The 17,298-nt window shown below is 62.0% G+C and carries 16 protein-coding genes; 9 read left to right on the top strand and 7 right to left on the bottom strand.

The annotated features are described in order from the left end of the window. Positions 1 to 29 precede the first annotated feature (29 nt). Positions 30 to 1,619 carry an OprD family outer membrane porin gene (locus tag HHL24_RS12955; RefSeq protein WP_169485859.1) on the top strand — a complete coding sequence of 530 codons (1,590 nt, stop codon included), beginning with the start codon at positions 30 to 32 and terminating at the stop codon, positions 1,617 to 1,619. A gap of 168 nt (positions 1,620 to 1,787) precedes the next feature. Here HHL24_RS12955 and HHL24_RS12950 read toward each other — a convergent pair whose 3' ends face one another. Continuing rightward, the gene (locus HHL24_RS12950; RefSeq protein WP_169485858.1) at positions 1,788 to 2,666 is read right to left on the bottom strand and encodes an IclR family transcriptional regulator; all 879 of its coding nucleotides are present in this window, start codon (positions 2,664 to 2,666) and stop codon (positions 1,788 to 1,790) included. A gap of 303 nt (positions 2,667 to 2,969) precedes the next feature. On the opposite strand from HHL24_RS12950, the gene HHL24_RS12945 reads away from it, so the two are divergent. From HHL24_RS12945 to HHL24_RS12915, 7 genes are all read left to right on the top strand, one after another. Beyond that, positions 2,970 to 4,061, top strand: coding sequence for an ABC transporter ATP-binding protein (locus tag HHL24_RS12945; RefSeq protein ID WP_169485857.1), 1,092 nt, complete (start codon positions 2,970 to 2,972; stop codon positions 4,059 to 4,061). After that, positions 4,054 to 4,968 carry an ABC transporter permease gene (locus HHL24_RS12940; RefSeq protein WP_169485856.1) on the top strand — a complete coding sequence of 305 codons (915 nt, stop codon included), beginning with the start codon at positions 4,054 to 4,056 and terminating at the stop codon, positions 4,966 to 4,968. The genes HHL24_RS12945 and HHL24_RS12940 overlap by 8 nt, the downstream gene beginning before the upstream one ends. 63 nt (positions 4,969 to 5,031) lie before the next feature. Further along, complete coding sequence (locus tag HHL24_RS12935) at positions 5,032 to 5,826, top strand: ABC transporter permease (protein ID WP_169485855.1); 795 nt, start codon at positions 5,032 to 5,034, stop codon at positions 5,824 to 5,826. A gap of 23 nt (positions 5,827 to 5,849) precedes the next feature. Continuing rightward, positions 5,850 to 6,287, top strand: coding sequence for a (2Fe-2S)-binding protein (locus HHL24_RS12930; RefSeq protein ID WP_169485976.1), 438 nt, complete (start codon positions 5,850 to 5,852; stop codon positions 6,285 to 6,287). Continuing rightward, the gene (locus tag HHL24_RS12925; protein WP_169485854.1) at positions 6,284 to 7,717 is read left to right on the top strand and encodes an FAD/NAD(P)-dependent oxidoreductase; all 1,434 of its coding nucleotides are present in this window, start codon (positions 6,284 to 6,286) and stop codon (positions 7,715 to 7,717) included. The genes HHL24_RS12930 and HHL24_RS12925 overlap by 4 nt, the downstream gene beginning before the upstream one ends. Further along, positions 7,710 to 8,837, top strand: coding sequence for an NAD(P)/FAD-dependent oxidoreductase (locus HHL24_RS12920; RefSeq protein WP_169485853.1), 1,128 nt, complete (start codon positions 7,710 to 7,712; stop codon positions 8,835 to 8,837). The genes HHL24_RS12925 and HHL24_RS12920 overlap by 8 nt, the downstream gene beginning before the upstream one ends. An 89-nt stretch (positions 8,838 to 8,926) precedes the next feature. Then, positions 8,927 to 9,973, top strand: a complete 1,047-nt coding sequence (locus HHL24_RS12915; RefSeq protein WP_169485852.1) for an ABC transporter substrate-binding protein — start codon at positions 8,927 to 8,929, stop codon at positions 9,971 to 9,973. A 121-nt stretch (positions 9,974 to 10,094) separates the two neighbouring features. Here the strand turns inward: HHL24_RS12915 and HHL24_RS12910 are convergent, their stop codons facing one another. The 5 genes from HHL24_RS12910 to HHL24_RS12890 all read right to left on the bottom strand — a co-directional run bounded on the left by HHL24_RS12910 (position 10,095) and on the right by HHL24_RS12890 (position 14,378). Continuing rightward, a complete protein-coding gene (locus HHL24_RS12910; protein ID WP_169485851.1) occupies positions 10,095 to 10,394 on the bottom strand; it encodes a hypothetical protein in 300 nt (99 codons plus the stop codon). A 59-nt stretch (positions 10,395 to 10,453) separates the two neighbouring features. Beyond that, complete coding sequence (gene panE / locus HHL24_RS12905) at positions 10,454 to 11,389, bottom strand: 2-dehydropantoate 2-reductase (RefSeq protein WP_169485850.1); 936 nt, start codon at positions 11,387 to 11,389, stop codon at positions 10,454 to 10,456. A gap of 344 nt (positions 11,390 to 11,733) precedes the next feature. Beyond that, a complete protein-coding gene (locus HHL24_RS12900) occupies positions 11,734 to 12,699 on the bottom strand; it encodes a nucleoside hydrolase (protein WP_169485849.1) in 966 nt (321 codons plus the stop codon). Then, positions 12,696 to 13,085 (bottom strand): cytidine deaminase, encoded by a 390-nt coding sequence (locus HHL24_RS12895; RefSeq protein WP_169485848.1) that lies wholly within the window; start codon positions 13,083 to 13,085, stop codon positions 12,696 to 12,698. The genes HHL24_RS12900 and HHL24_RS12895 overlap by 4 nt, the downstream gene beginning before the upstream one ends. Positions 13,086 to 13,100: 15 nt before the next feature. After that, positions 13,101 to 14,378: a NupC/NupG family nucleoside CNT transporter gene (locus HHL24_RS12890; RefSeq protein WP_169485847.1), complete on the bottom strand. Its 1,278-nt coding sequence runs from the start codon at positions 14,376 to 14,378 to the stop codon at positions 13,101 to 13,103. A gap of 255 nt (positions 14,379 to 14,633) precedes the next feature. Between HHL24_RS12890 and gltS the strand changes: the two genes are divergently transcribed. Then, complete coding sequence (gltS, locus tag HHL24_RS12885; RefSeq protein ID WP_169485846.1) at positions 14,634 to 15,860, top strand: sodium/glutamate symporter; 1,227 nt, start codon at positions 14,634 to 14,636, stop codon at positions 15,858 to 15,860. On the opposite strand, the gene HHL24_RS12880 is transcribed toward gltS, so the two are convergent. Continuing rightward, the gene (locus tag HHL24_RS12880; protein ID WP_169485845.1) at positions 15,826 to 17,292 is read right to left on the bottom strand and encodes an efflux transporter outer membrane subunit; all 1,467 of its coding nucleotides are present in this window, start codon (positions 17,290 to 17,292) and stop codon (positions 15,826 to 15,828) included. The two genes, gltS and HHL24_RS12880, sit on opposite strands and share 35 nt — an antisense overlap. Positions 17,293 to 17,298: the final 6 nt, after the last annotated feature.

The following is a 17,298-nucleotide window of genomic DNA, read 5'->3' as shown; positions in this document are numbered from 1 at the left end:
GACTCACCAAAATAACAGAGACGTACACCATGAAAGATAGCCGAACAAAAAAGCGGTCAAAAAAAACCAGTGCAGCCACCTTCTTTTACTGCGCATTCACGCTGCCCGCGCTAACCCTCAGCGCGAGTGCCTATGCCGATGACGTCGCATTGGAGCCCACCTCCGATACGACGAAAACTCAAACGCTCGCGCAAACGTTGTCGTCTCCTACGCAACGGTCGCAAGCTTCGTCTACGTCGCAAGCTCCGCAATCCAACACATCCGGCAAGCGCAGAGCGGACCAGGGTGGCCAGGTGCGCAACGATCAACCCGACACGACAAACGCCGTCGTCAACGCGGAAGCCAACCAGACGGTCACGCCGCCCACACCACCGTCGAGCCAGGCGGCGAGCAAGGGCTTCATCTCCGATAGTCATCTGAACCTGCAGTTCCGCAACTACGCCGACTACTTCCAGGCCCCCACCGCGATCTATCGCCACGCGTGGGTTCAGGGCGCGCAAGCGAACTATGAATCGGGCTTCACGCAAGGTCTGGTGGGTTTCGGCTTCGACGCGTCACTGTTCGCCGCACTCAAACTCGACGGCGGCAACGGCGCCGGCAACATGGTGCACGTGGGCAAGGACGGCGGCGGCTCGCAACAACTCGCGTGGGCTTACCCAGGCATGTATGACATCAAGGGGCGCATTTCGGAAACGGTCGTGAAGTACGGCCTGCAGACCGTCACCAACCCGTTCCTCGAACCGCATGACAACCGCGCGTTGCCGCCGACTTTCCTCGGTGTGTCGATGGTCAGCAACGACCTCGTTCACACGACGCTGGAGGCCGGCAGTTTCACCAAAGTCGACGCACGCGGGCACACGAATCTGACCAATCTGACCACTTCGTATGGCGGCACGCGCATCGACCGCCTGACCTACGCGGGCGGTACATGGCACTACGCCAGGAACGGCGAAGTGGCGCTGTATGTCGACCAGGCGGACGACGTCTGGCGTCAGTACTACGGCTCGGTGGCGCAGTCGTTCGGCGACCCGACCACGATCAAGTGGAGCGGTCTCGCGAATATCTATTCGACGCACGATACCGGCGCATCGCGGCAGGGGCACATCAACAGCAACGCGTACAGCCTCTCGGTCTCGGCACAGCACGGCCCGCATGCGCTGCTGCTCGGCTACCAGCAGGTGCTCGGCGACCAGTTCTTCGACTACGTCAACGAGACTAACGGTATCTACCTAACCAACTCGATGGACGTCGACTACAACGCGCCGCATGAGCAGTCGCTGCAATTGCGCTATACGTTCGACGGCAAATACGCCGGCGTGCCGGGGCTCAAGGCAATGTTCTGGGGCGAGTATGGCTGGGGTGCGGACGCGTCGGCGGGTGCCGCAGACAATGCTTCGGCATCGGCGCCGCTGCATAACCTGTACTGGAAGAATGGCGAACCGGTGCACGGCCACCATCATGAGTTCGGCTTCATTCCGAGCTATACGCTGCAAAGCGGCCGCTTCAAGGACACGAAGGTCACGTTCATCGCGATGTGGCACAACGCTTCGCGCTATTACTCCGATGGCAACAATATGGAGTATCGGTTGGTGGTGAATGTGCCGGTGAAGGTGTTCTAAAGCGGGCGGGTTTCCAGGCCCTGTGCATAGACGCATAACAGCGTTGTTATCGTCCCCTACAACGCCGGGGCCTCGATTCTCGGTCAACCGTGGCGTCCTACGTTGACTATCCCGTTGCAGTCCACGTTGTTCACCACGACGTGACGCCTTTTTCCCTGTTTCGCGCACTTATCCCACGATCCGCTCCGTCGTCATAGCCCGCGACAAGCCATGCATCGGCCGGCGCAACGCAACATCGAAAGGATTGGTCTGCGGGCCGATCGCATCGGCCTGGCGGCGCAGCAATTCGACCACCATCGGCAGACGATCGTCGCCGAGACGCGCTGCCAACGTGCCGACGCTCAGCGCCGCCACCGCCACTCCGGTGCGATCCAGAATCGGCACGGCCACGCCCGCCATGCCGTCGAGTACCCCGCTATTGCGGCCCGCGTAACCGAGTTGGCGCACGCGTTCGATTTCGGTGCGCAAATACACTTCGTCGAGCACGCCATAGCCGCGAATCCGCGGCACATTAAAACGAATGATCTCTTCACGCTCCGCTTCCGGCAGGAACGCGAGAATCGCCAGGCTCCCCTGACCGACACCCAATGCCACGCGCCCGCCGATATCGCCAGTAAACGAGCGAATCGGAAACGGCCCTTCGCAGATGTCGAGACACACCGCGTCGAAGCTGCTTTTAACCAGCAGGAAAATCGTGTCGCCGAGACTCGCGCACAGTCGCAGCAACGCGGGACGGCACAGCGTACGCATGCCGCTCGGATTGCCGGCCTGCGCGGCGAGCGCAAAGAAATCGACACTCAGCCGATACAGCTTCGAATTTTCGTCCTGTTCGACGATGCCTTCCGCGATCAGCGCATGAAGAATGCGGTGCACCGTGCCTTGCGTCAGACCCACCGCTTTCGCGAGACGCGTGACGCGGCCGCCGTCGGGTTGCGCTTCGGATAACGCGCGGATCACAGCGAAGGCGCGCTCCAGCATCCCAGGGCCAGGCGTATTGCCCGTTTCGGCCAGTGCGGAATCGGCATCTCGTTTGGCGGCAGCTTTCATCTCCAGCGCTCCAAATTATTTCATTGATCGGAATACTATAGAGGGTTTTATCCCTGAATGGAATATTACCCGCACGCCCGTTCCATTCGTGTTGCGCTCTGATTTATAGGGATTTTCCGGACATCATGCAGTGGAACAGTTTGCCCACGATCTACTGATTGCCTTCCATTCATCGGAATTTTTTTTAATCTTATACCGGCAAACGGAATTTGAAATTGACGCCATGCAATTTGGCTGGATAGAGTCGGCCCCATCGAGGCATTAGCCAATTGAACCAGTGTCGACCCATCCAAAGGCCAGATCATGTCGTTCCTCACACTCACGGACGTAGCGAAATCGTTCGGCGATCTGCAGGCAGTCGCCGACGTGAACCTGTCGGTTGAAAAAGGCGAGTTCGTTTCGCTGCTCGGGCCGTCCGGCTGCGGCAAGACCACCACGTTGCAGATGATCGCGGGCTTTGTCGAAACGACGCGCGGGCGCATCACGCTCGACGGCCGCGACATCACGCACATGAAGCCGAACAAGCGCGGCCTCGGCATCGTGTTCCAGAGCTACGCGCTGTTTCCGCACATGAGCGTCGCTGACAACGTCGGCTTCGGCCTGGAGATGCGCAACATCGACAAGGCGGAGCGCAAGGAGCGCGTGCGCGACGCGCTGGCGCTGGTGCGGCTCGATACGCTCGCGCACCGCTTTCCGCGCGAGTTGTCCGGCGGTCAGCGGCAGCGTGTGGCGATCGCCCGCGCGATCGTGATCGCGCCGCCCGTGCTGCTGCTCGACGAACCGATGTCGAACCTCGACGCCAAGCTGCGCGAAGACATGCAGTTCGAACTGCGCGCCATCCAACGCAAGATCGGCACGACCACCATCATGGTCACGCACGACCAGTCGGAAGCGCTGTCCATCAGCGACCGCGTAGTGGTAATGGAAGCCGGCCGCATTACGCAGATCGACACGCCATACGAAGCGTACGAACGACCTGAAAACAGATTCGTCTCGCAGTTCATCGGTAAGGCGAACATGCTGGCGGGCACCGTGGTCTCACGCGACGGCGACGCGATCCGCATCGACCTCGGACACGACCTTGCCGAGACCGGCCACACCGCGCAACTGCCGGCGCGCGAACGTGTGATCAGCGTCGGCGACGCGGTCACGTTGTGCATTCGTCCGGAAAAGCTGCGCCTGTGCGCGCCGAACGCGGGCCGTCTGCCGGCCACCGTGACGAGCCGCTTCTTCCTTGGCAGCCAATGGCTATACCGCGTGGACAGCCGGCTCGGTGAAGTGCTGGTGTGCTGTCAGAACGAAGGCACCGAGCCCCTGCCGGAAGGCGCGGCGGTCGGTGTCGACTGGAACAGCGAGGCGATCCGCTTCATTCAACGGGATGCGCGTCATGGCTAGTACGCTGCCCGCTTCGAACAACAACAGCATGAAGACCGGCAATGCGCGCCGCGCGCCATGGCACGCGTTCTTGCCGTTGTGGCTGATGTGCGCGCCGGCTTTCCTGCTGTTTGCGACGCTCGTGCTGGTGCCACTCGTGATGACGCTGGTGCTGACCTTCTACCGCTTCGATCCGTCGAGCGGCCCGCTCGCCGCACTCCAATTCGGCAACTATGCGGAAGTACTGAAATCGTCGTATTTCCACACGATCTTCCTGCGCACTTTCGGCATCGCCTTTCTGACCACCCTGCTGTGCATCGTGATCGGCACGCCCGAAGCCTACGTGCTGTCGCGCATGCGCGATCCGTATCGCTCGATGTTCCTGCTGATCATTCTCGCGCCGCTGCTGGTCTCAGTCGTGGTGCGCGCGTTCGGCTGGAGCATGCTGCTCAACAGCAACGGCCTCGTGAATCAGACGTTCGGTCTTGTCGGGCTGGGACCGTACAAGCTCGAATACACCACCTTCGCCATCGTCATTGCACTGGTGCACGTGATGTTGCCGTTCATGGTGATTCCGGTATGGACCGCGTTGCAGAAGCTCGACCCGCAAACGGAAAATGCCGCGCTTTCGCTGATGGCGTCGCCCGCCACGACCTTGCGCCGCATCGTGTTGCCGCAACTCACGCCGGGCATTCTGTCGGGCAGCCTGATGGTGTTCGGCCTGTCGGCGAGCGCCTTCGCGATTCCCGGCCTACTCGGTGGACGACGCCTGAAAGTCGCCGCCACCGCAGTCTATGACGAATTCCTCGGCTCGCTGAACTGGCCACTCGGCGCGACGATCGCGCTCCTGCTGCTGGTCGCGAATCTGATCGTGATGCTCACTTACTACCGGGTTCTGGAACGCAAGTACGCCAGAAGCCTCGGTTAATGCATCGGCTAATGCATTGGCTCATTAATCAGCTCACTCATCAGCTCACTAAGTAAGATCATCATGAGAAAAAACGGCCCTATCGCGCTGATTTTCCACACGCTCGTCATTGCGTTCGTGCTCGCGCCGCTCGTGATCGTCGTACTGGTCGCCTTCACGCCCGACGAAACGCTCACGCTGCCCACGCACGGCGTATCGCTGCGCTGGTTCCGCGCCATCCTCGACTACCCGGACTTCATCTCGGCGTTCTTCAACAGCCTGAAGCTGGCGTTTGCCTCCGCGACACTGTCATTGATCGTCGCATTGCCTGCGGCTCTCGCGATCGGCCGTGCCCGCTTTCCGGGCCGAGGCTTCCTCAACGGCTTACTGCTGTCGCCGTTGGTGATTCCCGGGCTCGTGCTCGGCATCGCGCTGCTGCGCTTCTTCGCGCTAATCGGCGCAACCGGTTCGTTCGCGTGGCTCGTGCTCGCGCACATGATCATCATCACGCCGTTCGTGATGCGGCTCGTGCTGGCCTCGGTCAGCGGTTTCGACCGCAGCGTCGAACATGCCGCGCATTCGCTCGGCGCCGACGCGTGGACGACGTTTCGCCGCATCACCTTCCCGATGATTCTGCCGGGCATTACCGGCGGCTGGTTGCTCGCGTTCATCAACAGTTTTGACGAACTGACGATGTCGATCTTCGTCACTTCGCCGCAAACCGTCACGCTGCCGGTTCGCATGTACATGTACGCGACCGAATCGATCGATCCAATGATGGCCTCCGTCTCCGCGCTGGTGATCTTTATCACGGCAGGCGCGATGCTGCTGCTCGATCGCGTGTATGGGCTCAACCGGATTCTGATCGGCCAGCACTGATGTCTTCTACTGCCCTCTCTCACATGCTGTCGAATTTGCCGTCTTCCGAACCCGCCGCGCCGAAGCGCGATGCGCAATTCGTTCGCCTCGCGGAGACGCAGCGTGAACCACTCAGCTTTTTTATCGATGGCTACGAAGTCACCGCGTTGCAAGGCGATACGCTGCTGACCGCCGTATTGATGCAACAACGTCGCGTGCGCGAAAGCGAATTCAGCGGCGCGCCGCGTGCCGGCTTCTGCCTGATCGGCGCCTGCCAGGACTGCTGGATGCGTAGCGAAGAGGGGTTGCGATTGCGCGCGTGTTCGACACTGGTGACGCAAGGCATGCGCGTGGTCACGCGGCTTGCTGAGGCTGCTTCTGTTGCTCTCCCTGCTGCTTCTGCGGCGACTACTGCTATCCCTGCTGCCGCAGCGGCGACCGTTGCTGCCTCTGCTGCGACTAGCAACGGAGACACGCCATGAGCAACGAACACGCCGTGGTTATCATCGGTGCGGGACCGGCGGGCGTGCGCGCCGCCGAAACGCTGGTCGCGGCCCGCATCAAGCCCATCGTGCTGGACGAAAACGCCCGCTGGGGCGGTCAGATCTATCGTCAGCCGCCCGTGAACGGCGCATTCCAGCGCACGAAGAAAACGCTCTACGGTTTCGAAGCGCACAAGGCCGACGCGTTGCATACGACGATGGCCGCGCTGCTTCCACATCTCGACTATCGCCCCGACACACTGGCTTGGGCTTGTGCACCGGGCCGCCTCGATACGCTGCACGCGGGACGCGAAATCAACGTGCCGTTTTCGCATCTGATCATCGCGAGCGGCGCCACTGATCGCGTGCTGCCGGTGCCGGGCTGGACGCTACCCGGCGTCTACACGCTGGGCGCGGCGCAGGTCGCTCTGAAGGCGCAGGGCTGTGCGATTGGTCAGCGCGTGGTGCTCGCAGGCACGGGGCCGCTGCTCTATCTCGTGGCCTATCAGTACGTGAAAGCCGGTGCACAGGTGGTGGCTGTGCTCGACACGAGTCCGCTATCGCAGCAGATTGCCGCGACGCCGAAACTCGCGCGGCAACCTGGTACGTTTGCCAAAGGACTCTATTACGTCGGCTGGCTGACCCTGCGCGGTGTGCGAATCGAACGCGATGTGAATCTGATCGGCATTCGGGGTGAGCACGGCGTGAGTGCAATTGAATGGCGTTCTTCAACCGACAGCCCGAAGACCGAAACCCTCGCGTGCGACGCCGTCGGCATCAGCTTCGGGCTGAAGCCTGAAACCCAACTCGCCGATCTCGCCGGGTGCCGCTTCCGTTTCGATGCCCACAATCGTTGCTGGCTACCCGAACTCGACGCCGCCGGCCGCAGCTCCGTGCGCGGCATCTATCTGGCGGGCGATGGCGCGGGCATCGCCGGCGCCGACGCTGCCGAACTCGCCGGCCGCCGCACTGCGCTGGCGCTACTCGACGACCTTGGGATGGCGCATCCACGTGGCCTTGGCATGCGCGATGCAGCGTCCCTCGACCGCAGCCTGGAACGTATCGCTGTGTTTCGCCAGGGTATCGAAGCGGCCTTCGCGCCGCCCGCAAAATGCGCGGCGCATTGGCCCGACGACATGACCGTGTGCCGCTGCGAAGAAATCGATGCGGGCACCTTGCGGCGCTGCATCCGCGGTGGTGAAGCGAACGAGATCAATCGCCTGAAGGCCCTCACTCGCGTCGGCATGGGCCGTTGCCAGGGACGCATGTGTGGAGAAGCGGCACTGACGCTGCTTGCGGAAGAAACCGGCAAACCGCTCGAAGCCGTAGGTCGCTTGCGCAGCCAGGCGCCTGTCAAACCAATTCCGCTATCGCCCGCCATGTATGCCGATGACGTCGCCGAGATTCCCGAGGAGGCGCGCGATGAGTGACACCTTGCACTACGACGTCGCGATTGCGGGCGGCGGCCTGGTCGGCTCGTCGGCAGCGTTGGCGCTCGCGCGGCGCGGCTTGCGCGTGGGCCTGTTCGAGCGGCGCTATTGCGGCGCACAGGCAAGCGGCGTGAACTACGGTGGCGTGCGCGTCCAGGGACGGCCGGTCGAACAGATGCCGCTCGCCATGCGCGCACGGCGCATCTGGGATCGCTTGCCGGAGCTGATCGGCATCGACGGTGAATTCACCGTGTCGGGACATTTGCGGCTTGCACGCAGCGAAGCCGATATTGCCGCGCTCGAAGCATGGGCGGATATGGCGCGCGGCCACGGACTGCAAGCGCAGTTGATCAGCGGCGCCACGTTCCGGCAACGCTATCCATGGCTGGGCGCCGCTGCGATCGGCGGCTCGCTTTGTGCAACCGATGGTCATGCCAATCCGCGTCTGGTGTCGCCCGCATTCGCCCGTGCCGCGCGAGCCGCCGGTGCGGACGTGCGCGAGCAAACCGAGCTCACCGAGATCCATCACGACGGCACGCGCTTCCAGTTACGCGCAGGCGAGACGCGCATCAGCGCCGACTGGTTGATCAATTCCGCCGGCGCATGGGCGAATACGGTTGCCGGTTACTTCGGCGAAACCGCGCCGATGAAACCGATCTACCCGAACATGTGGGTCACCGAGCCAATGCCGCACTTCATCACGCACAACCTTGGCGTGTACGGCGGCGGCCTCTACGCCCGCCAAGTGGCGCGTGGCAATTGCGTGATCGGCGGCGGGCGCGGACATGGCGATGGCGAATACGGTCAACCGTCGACGGAAACCACCCGCGCCGTCATGCGCGATGCGTGCGCCCTGCTGCCCGCGTTGCGCGAGGCGCTGCTGATCCGAACATGGAGCGGCGTGGAAGGCGAAACGCCCGACAGCAATCCGATCATCGGTGCAAGCCGCACCGTACCGCGTCTGTTGCATGCGTTCGGTTTTTCGGGCGGCGGGTTTTTGCTGGCGCCGGGCGTCGGCGAAGTACTCGCGGATCTCGTGATCGACGGCGCCACGATCACACCGCTCGACGCCTTTTCGATCGATCGCTTTGCTGCTGTTACTGCGCCATCCGTCGCCTAGTTATCGCCAGGTTATCGCTTATCGCTTATCGCTTTGTTATCGCTCAGTCATCGCCTCGTTATCGTTTAGTGAAACTCAGGAGCCTCCCAATGAAACTGTTCAAGACGATCGCGGCGCTGGCCGCATTGTGCGCATTCGGCGCGGCCGCGCCGGCATGGTCGGAGACCAAGACCATTTACATCGGCATGAACGGCGGTCCGATGGAAAAGGCCTATACGAGCCAGGTCCTGCCCGACTTCGAGAAAGCCAACAATGTCAAAGTGGTCGTGGTGCCTGGCACCTCGTCGGACATTCTCGCCAAGCTGCTCGCCAACAAGGCCAATCCGCAAATCCACGTGGTGTTTCTCGACGACGGCGTGATGGCGCGCGCGGTCAGCATGGGCGTGTGCAAGAAACTCGACGACTCGCCGGTGCTCAAGGAGCTCTACCCGTTCGCGCGCATGAAGGACGACATGGGCGCGGGCGTGCAGCTCGGCATGACCGGCATCGCTTACAACAAGAAACTGTTCGCTGAAAAAGGCTGGGCGCCGCCGACTTCGTGGATGGACTTTGCCGATCCGAAGTACAAGGGCAAGGTGGTGTTCCAGTCCGCTTCGAGCAGCACCTTCGGCCTGCACGGCTTTCTGGCGATCAACCGTTTGATGGGTGGCAGCGAGCAGAACGTCGAACCGGGCTTCACGAAATGGGCGAGCACGGTCGGCCCGAACGTCGTGGAATACGTGCCGAATTCGGCGAAAATTTCCGAAATGGTCCAGACCGGCGAAGCAGGCTTGTTTCCGTTGACGCCGACTGCCGTGGGCGATCTGCAGGACAAGGGCATTCCGGTCGGCTATGTGAACCCGAAGGAAGGTCCCGTGTTGCTGCTGGTCGATCTGTGCGTGGTCAACAACAGCCCCGATCCGCAATTGGCGCAGAAACTCGCGCAGTTCCTGCTGTCCGCGCCGGCTCAGACAAAAGCCGCCGAAGCCGGCAAGCAGATTCCAACCAACCGTCTCGCGAAGATGACGCCGCCGATGCAGCAAAGCCTGGGCAATGTCGACGATCTGGTGAAGAAGGTGACCGTGGTGGATTGGGACACGATCAATGCGCATCGCGCGCAGTGGGATACGCGCTGGAACAGGCAGATCGAGCGTTAAGCAGCGCTGGCGCATTTGCCGGCGTGCCGGCAATCGGCGCGGCCGCGCCGCGCTTCTCCGCATTAAAAAAAAGCGCGCCTTGCTTGCTCCAAGGCGCGCTTTTTCATTCGAGGGCCGTGCGTCAGAAGATCACCGAAATAGCCACGCCCAGCCAGATTGACACGACGCCGGCAAGAAACATGTGCCGCGCAATACGGATGCGGGCGTCGCTGGTTTCCGGTTCGACGGGACTGGTCGCCATCCACGGCACGAGGCCGAGGCAGCCGAAGCCGATCATCGCAAACACGAAGACAAAGACGTCGGACGCTCGCCATTTCGTCTGATCGTACAAGCCCCAGTAGCCGAGAAAAACGATGCCGATCGAGAAGATCGTCGCCGAAGCGGCACTGAGCGCGGGTACGGATCCGGTTGGACTCGGCATGCTTCATCTCCGAAACGTTAGGCTGCTGTGGCCGTCTCCATCACCCGCGCTCCGGTCATTCAGGACGTACGGGTCTGCCTCGCTTCATACGTCTTCAGATGACTATAGGCGATACGCAGCAGCGACAAGCCGTGCTCGCCCTTCTGCGCATCGCCGCCACGCGAGATCAGATCGCCGAGAATGTGATCCGCCTCGGTATGCGAGTGATTTTCGACGTCGCGCAACATCGAAGCCGTAAGCGGCGACGGCGTAAAGAGCGTTTGGGTGGCCCGAGCGTCGAAATCCGGGCCCATCGTAAAGCTGTTGTGCTCCGCGACGCCACGGCACTCGCCGAGCAGGTTTTCGATGATGCTCTTGCCATCCGGCGCAGCCAGAATATCGCCGACCGAACCGCGCATCAAGCACGTGCCGGCCGCCAGTGTGGCCAGGAACACCCACTTTTCCCACATGCGCAGCAGGATGTTGTCGCTGACCGCGGTGTCGAAATTGGCGCCGGCCATCGCGTCCGCGATCGTCTGGACGCGCTCGGACGTGCCGCCGTCCAACTCGCCAAAGGTGATCGCGTGCGTTTCGTTCAGATGCATGATGTGCTGCTCGGGGCTGAGCGTCGCGGCGATCACGCATTGACCGCCCAGTACGCGTGACGCACCGAATTTTTCCTTGAGCACGTCGATATGGCGCATGCCGTTGAGCATCGGCAGAATCAGCGTCGATTCGCCGACTAGCGGTGCGAACGAATCGATCGCGTCGTCGAGACTGTAGGCTTTGCAGCTGAGCAGCACCAGATCGAACGGCTCCGCGCCGACACCCGCGAGAATCGTCCTGACGTCGCGCACCGTGAGATTGCCGCGCGCGCTGTTAATGACGAGACCATCACGCGCGAGTTTTTCCGCGCGGCCGGGGCGCACGAGGAAGGTCACGTCCTGGCCCGCCGCTGCGAGACGTCCGCCGAAGTAGCCGCCCACGGCGCCCGCCCCTACTACTAGAATTCGCATCTTTTGCCTCTTGATAGATTTGGGTCACACACGCCGGGTCGATAAGCAAAGGCTTCGAGGACCGCGTACGCAGCACGTCTGCAGAAATGTAGCAAAGATTGACGATGCGCATCGGCCACAATGGCGGGCTGGTTTGCTGCAACGCACCGCGGCTGCACCGTTTCCGCGGTATTTTTTTACGTCAGATCAATCGCTGCGCCGCCGGCCGTCCATTACGCCCCAGCCGGCATAAAAAGGGCACTGATTTAACTGCACCCAAAAAGTTGGACACTGACGCAAGCTTTGAGGTGCAGTTCAGAAAGAGGGCCTCCCTGAACACGCGGCGGCAGCGTGACAAGATCATCCTACAGCGTGCCGCAGAGGGTGCGCTCGTAAAGCGCGAGCATCCCGGGCACATCCACGTCCAGACAGACTTTGCTCTCGGGCCGGGTGTCCCAGTCTGGCGCGGGCATAGGCATCGTAGAAGGCTTCTGGATGGTTTGGCCCACCGCGATACCGTCCGTCAGCACACGCACGGGGCCGTTGCGGGTCGTATAAAGATGCGGCGCCAGCACATAGGCGACCGCCGACGAGTCGTGCACGTAAATACCCGTGAGTTGCGCGCTTTGCTCATGAAAGGCCTCGTAGTGCCGCGACACGTCCCACACGAACCGCCCTGCTGCACCGCCGCGATCGCGCAGCGACGCCAGATAGTCCCGGCTCATGATGGTGCGCTGCGTAACGTCGAGCCCGACGACCGCAACCGGCCACGGCGCGCCGAACACCATGTCAGCGGCATGGGGGTCACCGAGGATGTTCGCTTCGGCAGCGGGGGTCACGTTGCCGAGCACGCCGTCCGTGCCGAACGCGCCGCCCATGATGACCACCTGCTTGACGAGCGAGGCGATCTGCGGATCGTCGGCCAACGCCAATGCCAGGTTCGTGAGCGGACCGACGGCGATCAACGTGACTTCTCCGGGATGGGCGCGCACCGTGTCGATGATAAAGCGGTGTGCGGGGCGTGCGTCGAGCGCCGCTTCAACACCGGCTTCGATCGCGATGTTGCCAAGGCCGTTATCGCCGTGAATCCAGGCGAGCGGCTCGGGTGCTGCGCGCTTGAGCGGTGCAGCGGCGCCCTGTGCCACCGGCACGCCCGGCGCGAACCGCCCGGCCAGGAAACGCGCATTGCGCGTGGTGGTCTCGATCGTGGCATTGCCGAAAACGCTCGTCAGACCGAGCAATTCAATGTCCGGATGCAGCGCCTGGAAAACGAGCGCCATCGCATCGTCCACACCGGGATCGGTGTCGTAGATAACCTTGTGCTTGCTCATAGATAAAACGCGTCCGGCAATTGTTCACGCGCGGTGGTGTCGCGAGTAGCGCCATGCAGATTGCCGAGGCGAATCGGCAATTCGGGGCCGCCCAGTTCGATGATCACCTGGCGGCACGCGCCGCACGGTGCGATTGGTCCATCCGTATCGCCGATCACGGCAAGCGCGGCGAACTGGTCGCGCTGATAGCCCGCGGCAATGGCGCTGAAAAACGCCGTACGTTCAGCGCAATTGCACAGTCCATACGATGCATTCTCGACGTTGCAGCCTTCGAATACTGTGCCATCTTTAGTCAGCAGCGCGGCGCCGACCTTGAACTTCGAATAAGGCGCATAGGCCTTGTCTCTCGCGACACCCGCGCGTTCCAGCAGTTGTTCCATGTTCATGCAACGATCCTCAATTCAATTCAGCGTCAGGAACATGCCCGCAATCGTGGCGCTCATCAGGTTCGAGAGCGTCGCGGCAAGCACGACGCGCAGGCCATAGCGCGCGACTTCGGCGCGGCGTTCCGGCGCGACGGCGCTGAAGCCGCCCGTCAGCACCGCGATCGACGCAAAGTTCGCGAAGCCACATAGCGCAAACGACAGGATAGCAATGGTACGCGGATCGAGTGCCTGCAGACCGGCCGCGCTCACGCTTGCGGCGTCTTTCAGATACGGCGACAGCGACGCATAGGCGACGAACTCGTTGAGAATCATCTTCTGGCCGAGGAAATTGCCGGCGATGGCGGCTTCGTTCCATGGCACACCGATCAGATACGCGAGCGGCGCGAACACCGTGCCAAGCACCGACTGCATCGACAGTTGCGGATGGCCGAACCACCCGCCTATGCCGCCGACAATGCCGTTGAGCAACGCGATCAGGCCGACGAACGCGATCAGCATCGCGCCGACCATCACGGCGATTTTCAGGCCCACGGTCGCGCCGGAACTCGCGGCTTCAATCACATTCGCAGGACGTTTCTCGTCGAAGCTCAGGTGCTCGAGATGAACGCGGCTCGGTTCGGTGGTCGGATGAATGATCTTGGCGAACAGCAAGCCGCCCGGCACCGCCATGAACGACGCAGCCAGTAGATATTCAATCCGCACACCCAGGCCCGCATAACCCGCCAGCACCGACCCGGCAACCGCCGCCATGCCGCTCGACATCACCGCAAACAGTTCGGCGCCGGTCATGTCGCGCGTAAACGGTTTGACCACGGCCGGCATTTCGCTTTGGCCGAGGAAGATCGTCGTGACAGCTGAGAACGACTCGAGCTTGGATACACCGAGCAGCTTCTGGAATATCGTGCCGAGCACGATCACGATCCAGCGCATCACGCCGATGTAGTACAGCACGGAGATCAACGCGGTCACGAAGATGATGACCGGCAGCACCCGCACGGCAAAGACGAAGCCCCCGTCGCCGAACACCTGAAACATCTTCGATTGCACCAGGCCGCCGAACAGAAACTCAATGCCCGCGTTGCCATAGCCGAGTACGTGATTGACGCCTGACGCAGCCGCCGCGAGGACCGTCTTGCCGATCGGCACGAAGAGAATGAAGGCGCCGATACCGATCTGCGCGAGCAGCGCCGCAATTACAGTCCGTAAGCGAATGGCACGGCGGTTGGTCGAAAAGATGAAAGCGATAAGCAGCAGTGCGGCAATCCCGAGAATGTTTCGTGCGATCAGTGCCATGTCTCTTGGTGTTCTTGTGAAAGTGGCAATGATGCTAATCGAAACCGATGCTGGAGAAAACTTTAAATATGGTCTTACTCCGGTATTGACGGCCAAACGCTCCGCGACAGTTCGCCTCGCGGCAATCGTTGTTGGATCAACTCCGTTCAGGTACTCTCACGCCACCGGTGTTTCTCGCTCGCTCCTTAGCCGCTCCACACGCCGTCAGACGCCTCGTAACGCTGTGACCATCAATCATGCTCAGTGAGGTCGCCTATGAACGTCGGTATCTATGGAACACTCGTCACGGCTTCACTGGTTCTGCTGCTGGGGAACCGCCTAGTCGGATGGATCCCCCTGCTGCGCAGCTATACGATTCCCGAACCCGTCGCCGGCGGACTCCTCGTGGCGATCGTATTGCTGGTCGTGCGCATGACGAGTCAGATCGAAGTACGCTTCGATACAGCGCTGCAAACGCCGCTGATGCTCGCCTTCTTCGCGACCATCGGCCTCAACGCCAACCTCGCCAGCCTCAAGTCAGGCGGCCCGCTATTGCTGCGTTTTCTCGGCCTCGTGATCGGCCTGCTGATACTGCAGAATGCAGTGGGCATCGCGCTCACTTATGTATTGGGCATTGATCCGTTGTACGGATTGCTGGTGGGTTCGATCACGTTGTCCGGCGGTCATGGCACCGGCGCGGCATGGAGCAAAGTGTTCGCCGAACACCATGGGCTTCAGTCCGCCACGGAGGCCGCGATCGCCTGCGCGACTTTCGGCCTCGTGATGGGCGGCATTCTCGGTGGCCCGGTGGCGCGCGTGCTGATGCGGCAAGTGGCCAGGAAGGACGTCGCGCACGCAGAAAACCACGCGGAGAACGATGCCGACAGCTCCGCCGAACCGCCGCTCGCCTTCGAAAAACCGAAGGCGGAACAAGCCACCACGCCGGCCGCCTTCATCGAGACGCTAGCGCTGATCGCGATCAGCCTCGCGGCCGGCGACGCGCTCGCACAAGTATTGGCCGGCACGGCGATCGAACTGCCGACTTTTGTCTGCGTGCTTTTCGTCGGCGTGGTGCTAAGCAATGTACTCGGGCTCGCGGGCAAGCCCGTTATCGATCACGCCGTCGCCCTGCTCGGCAACGTGAGCCTCGCGCTATTCCTCGCCATGGCGCTGATGACGCTCAAGCTCTGGGACCTGGCTTCGCTAGCGCTGCCGGTCGTTTCGATTCTCGTTGCGCAAACCGTTTTGATGGCGCTCTATGCGATCTTCGTCACGTTCCGCGTGATGGGCCGCAACTATGATGCTGTCGTGCTCGCATCCGGTCATTGCGGTTTCGGTCTCGGCGCCACGCCTACGGCCATCGCCAACATGCAAGCCGTCACGGCCCGCTTCGGCCATTCGCACCTCGCCTTTCTGGTCGTGCCGATGGTGGGCGCCTTCTTTATCGACATTGCCAACGCGATTGTCATCAAGGGCTATCTGGCGTTGCCGATCTTTCATTAACCGATGCGGCCGTGACTGTTTCAGGGACATCCCAGCCGCCGCCGAGCGAGCGGTACAGCGCCACCGCTGCAAGCGCATGCTCGCGTTTGGCCTGATTCAACGATTCCGCATCGCGCAGATACGCCTCCTGCGCGGCGAGCACATCGAGAAAGTCCGTCGCACCGCCCTTGTAGAGCTCACTCGACAGATGCAGCGCATGATCCGATGCATCGAGCGCACCGCCCAGGCGTTGCACCTGCACCGCGCCATTCACCAGGTCGCTGCGGTTGTCCTCGATTTCCTTGAGCGCCTGCAACATGGTCTGCTGCAGGCCGAGCTGCGACTCGCGCATCCGGCTTTCGCTCGCGTCGATGTTCGCGGTGATGCGGCCGGCGTTGAAGATCGGACTCGTGGCGTTCAATGCAGCGCTGAAGAGGTTATCGGTCAGCGTCGGCAAGCCAAGGTACGACGAAGCCAGCAAGCCATCGGCGAGATTGAGCCTGAACTGCGGATAGCGCTGCGCTTTTGATACACCTACTTCCGCCGCGCGCTGTTCGACCGTGGCGTAGGCGTTGCGCACGTCGGGCCGCTGCAACAGCGCGTCGGACGGCAACGTCTGCGGCACGCTTTGCGCGGGCACCGGAATGTCGCGAGCTTGATGTGCATCAGCCAGCAACAAGCCGTCGACGCTCTCTGGCGTGCGCCCCGAATACACCGCGATCAGACTCAGTTGATGTTGCACGGTCGACTGCACGCGCGGGATCTGCGCCTGCAAATCCTTTAACTGGTTCTGTGCCCGTGCGACGTCGAGTTGCGTCGACAGTCCGTAATGCAAACGTTCCTGCGTGAGTTTCAAGGCGCGGGCGCGGATCTGTTCGTTGTCGCTGAGAATCTGTAATTCCGATTGCGCCCAGCGCAGATCGATATACGCCGCCGCTGTGTTCGCCGCGAGTGCCAGACGCAGTTGATTCAAGGCCGCCTGCCGACCGGACACTTGCGCCTGCGCTGCGAGAACAGCGAGACGTTCGCCGCCGAAAACGTCAGGCGTCCAGCTCGCCGTCACGCCAACGCCGGCCTGACGCACATAGCCGAGCGGTGGCGGCGTGTTCTGCCGGGAGTCGGATGCGGTCGCGCTAGCGTTCAACTCCGGCAGCAATGCCGCGCGATTTTGCGTCGCAAGATCCTGCGCCTGCTTGACGCGTTCCACCGCGGCCTGCACGTCGAGATTGCGGGTCAGCACCGACTCCACCAGCTGATGCATGACAGGGTCGCCGAATTGCGCCCACCACGTATCGGCGCTTACGCTGTCTTGAGGCGCATCGACACTCCACGCGGTCGGCGCGACTGTCTGAACCGTATGCTGCAGGTCCGCATGCGTTTCAGGTTGCACCGCACATGCCGCGAGCGTCAGCAGCGCCGCGCTCGCCAGTAGTTTGATAACGATGGGTTTCATGCTGAA

This window comes from Paraburkholderia polaris, from assembly GCF_012927345.1.
Taxonomy (GTDB): Bacteria; Pseudomonadota; Gammaproteobacteria; order Burkholderiales; family Burkholderiaceae; genus Paraburkholderia; species Paraburkholderia polaris.
This window is presented reverse-complemented; position numbering and strand designations above follow the sequence as displayed.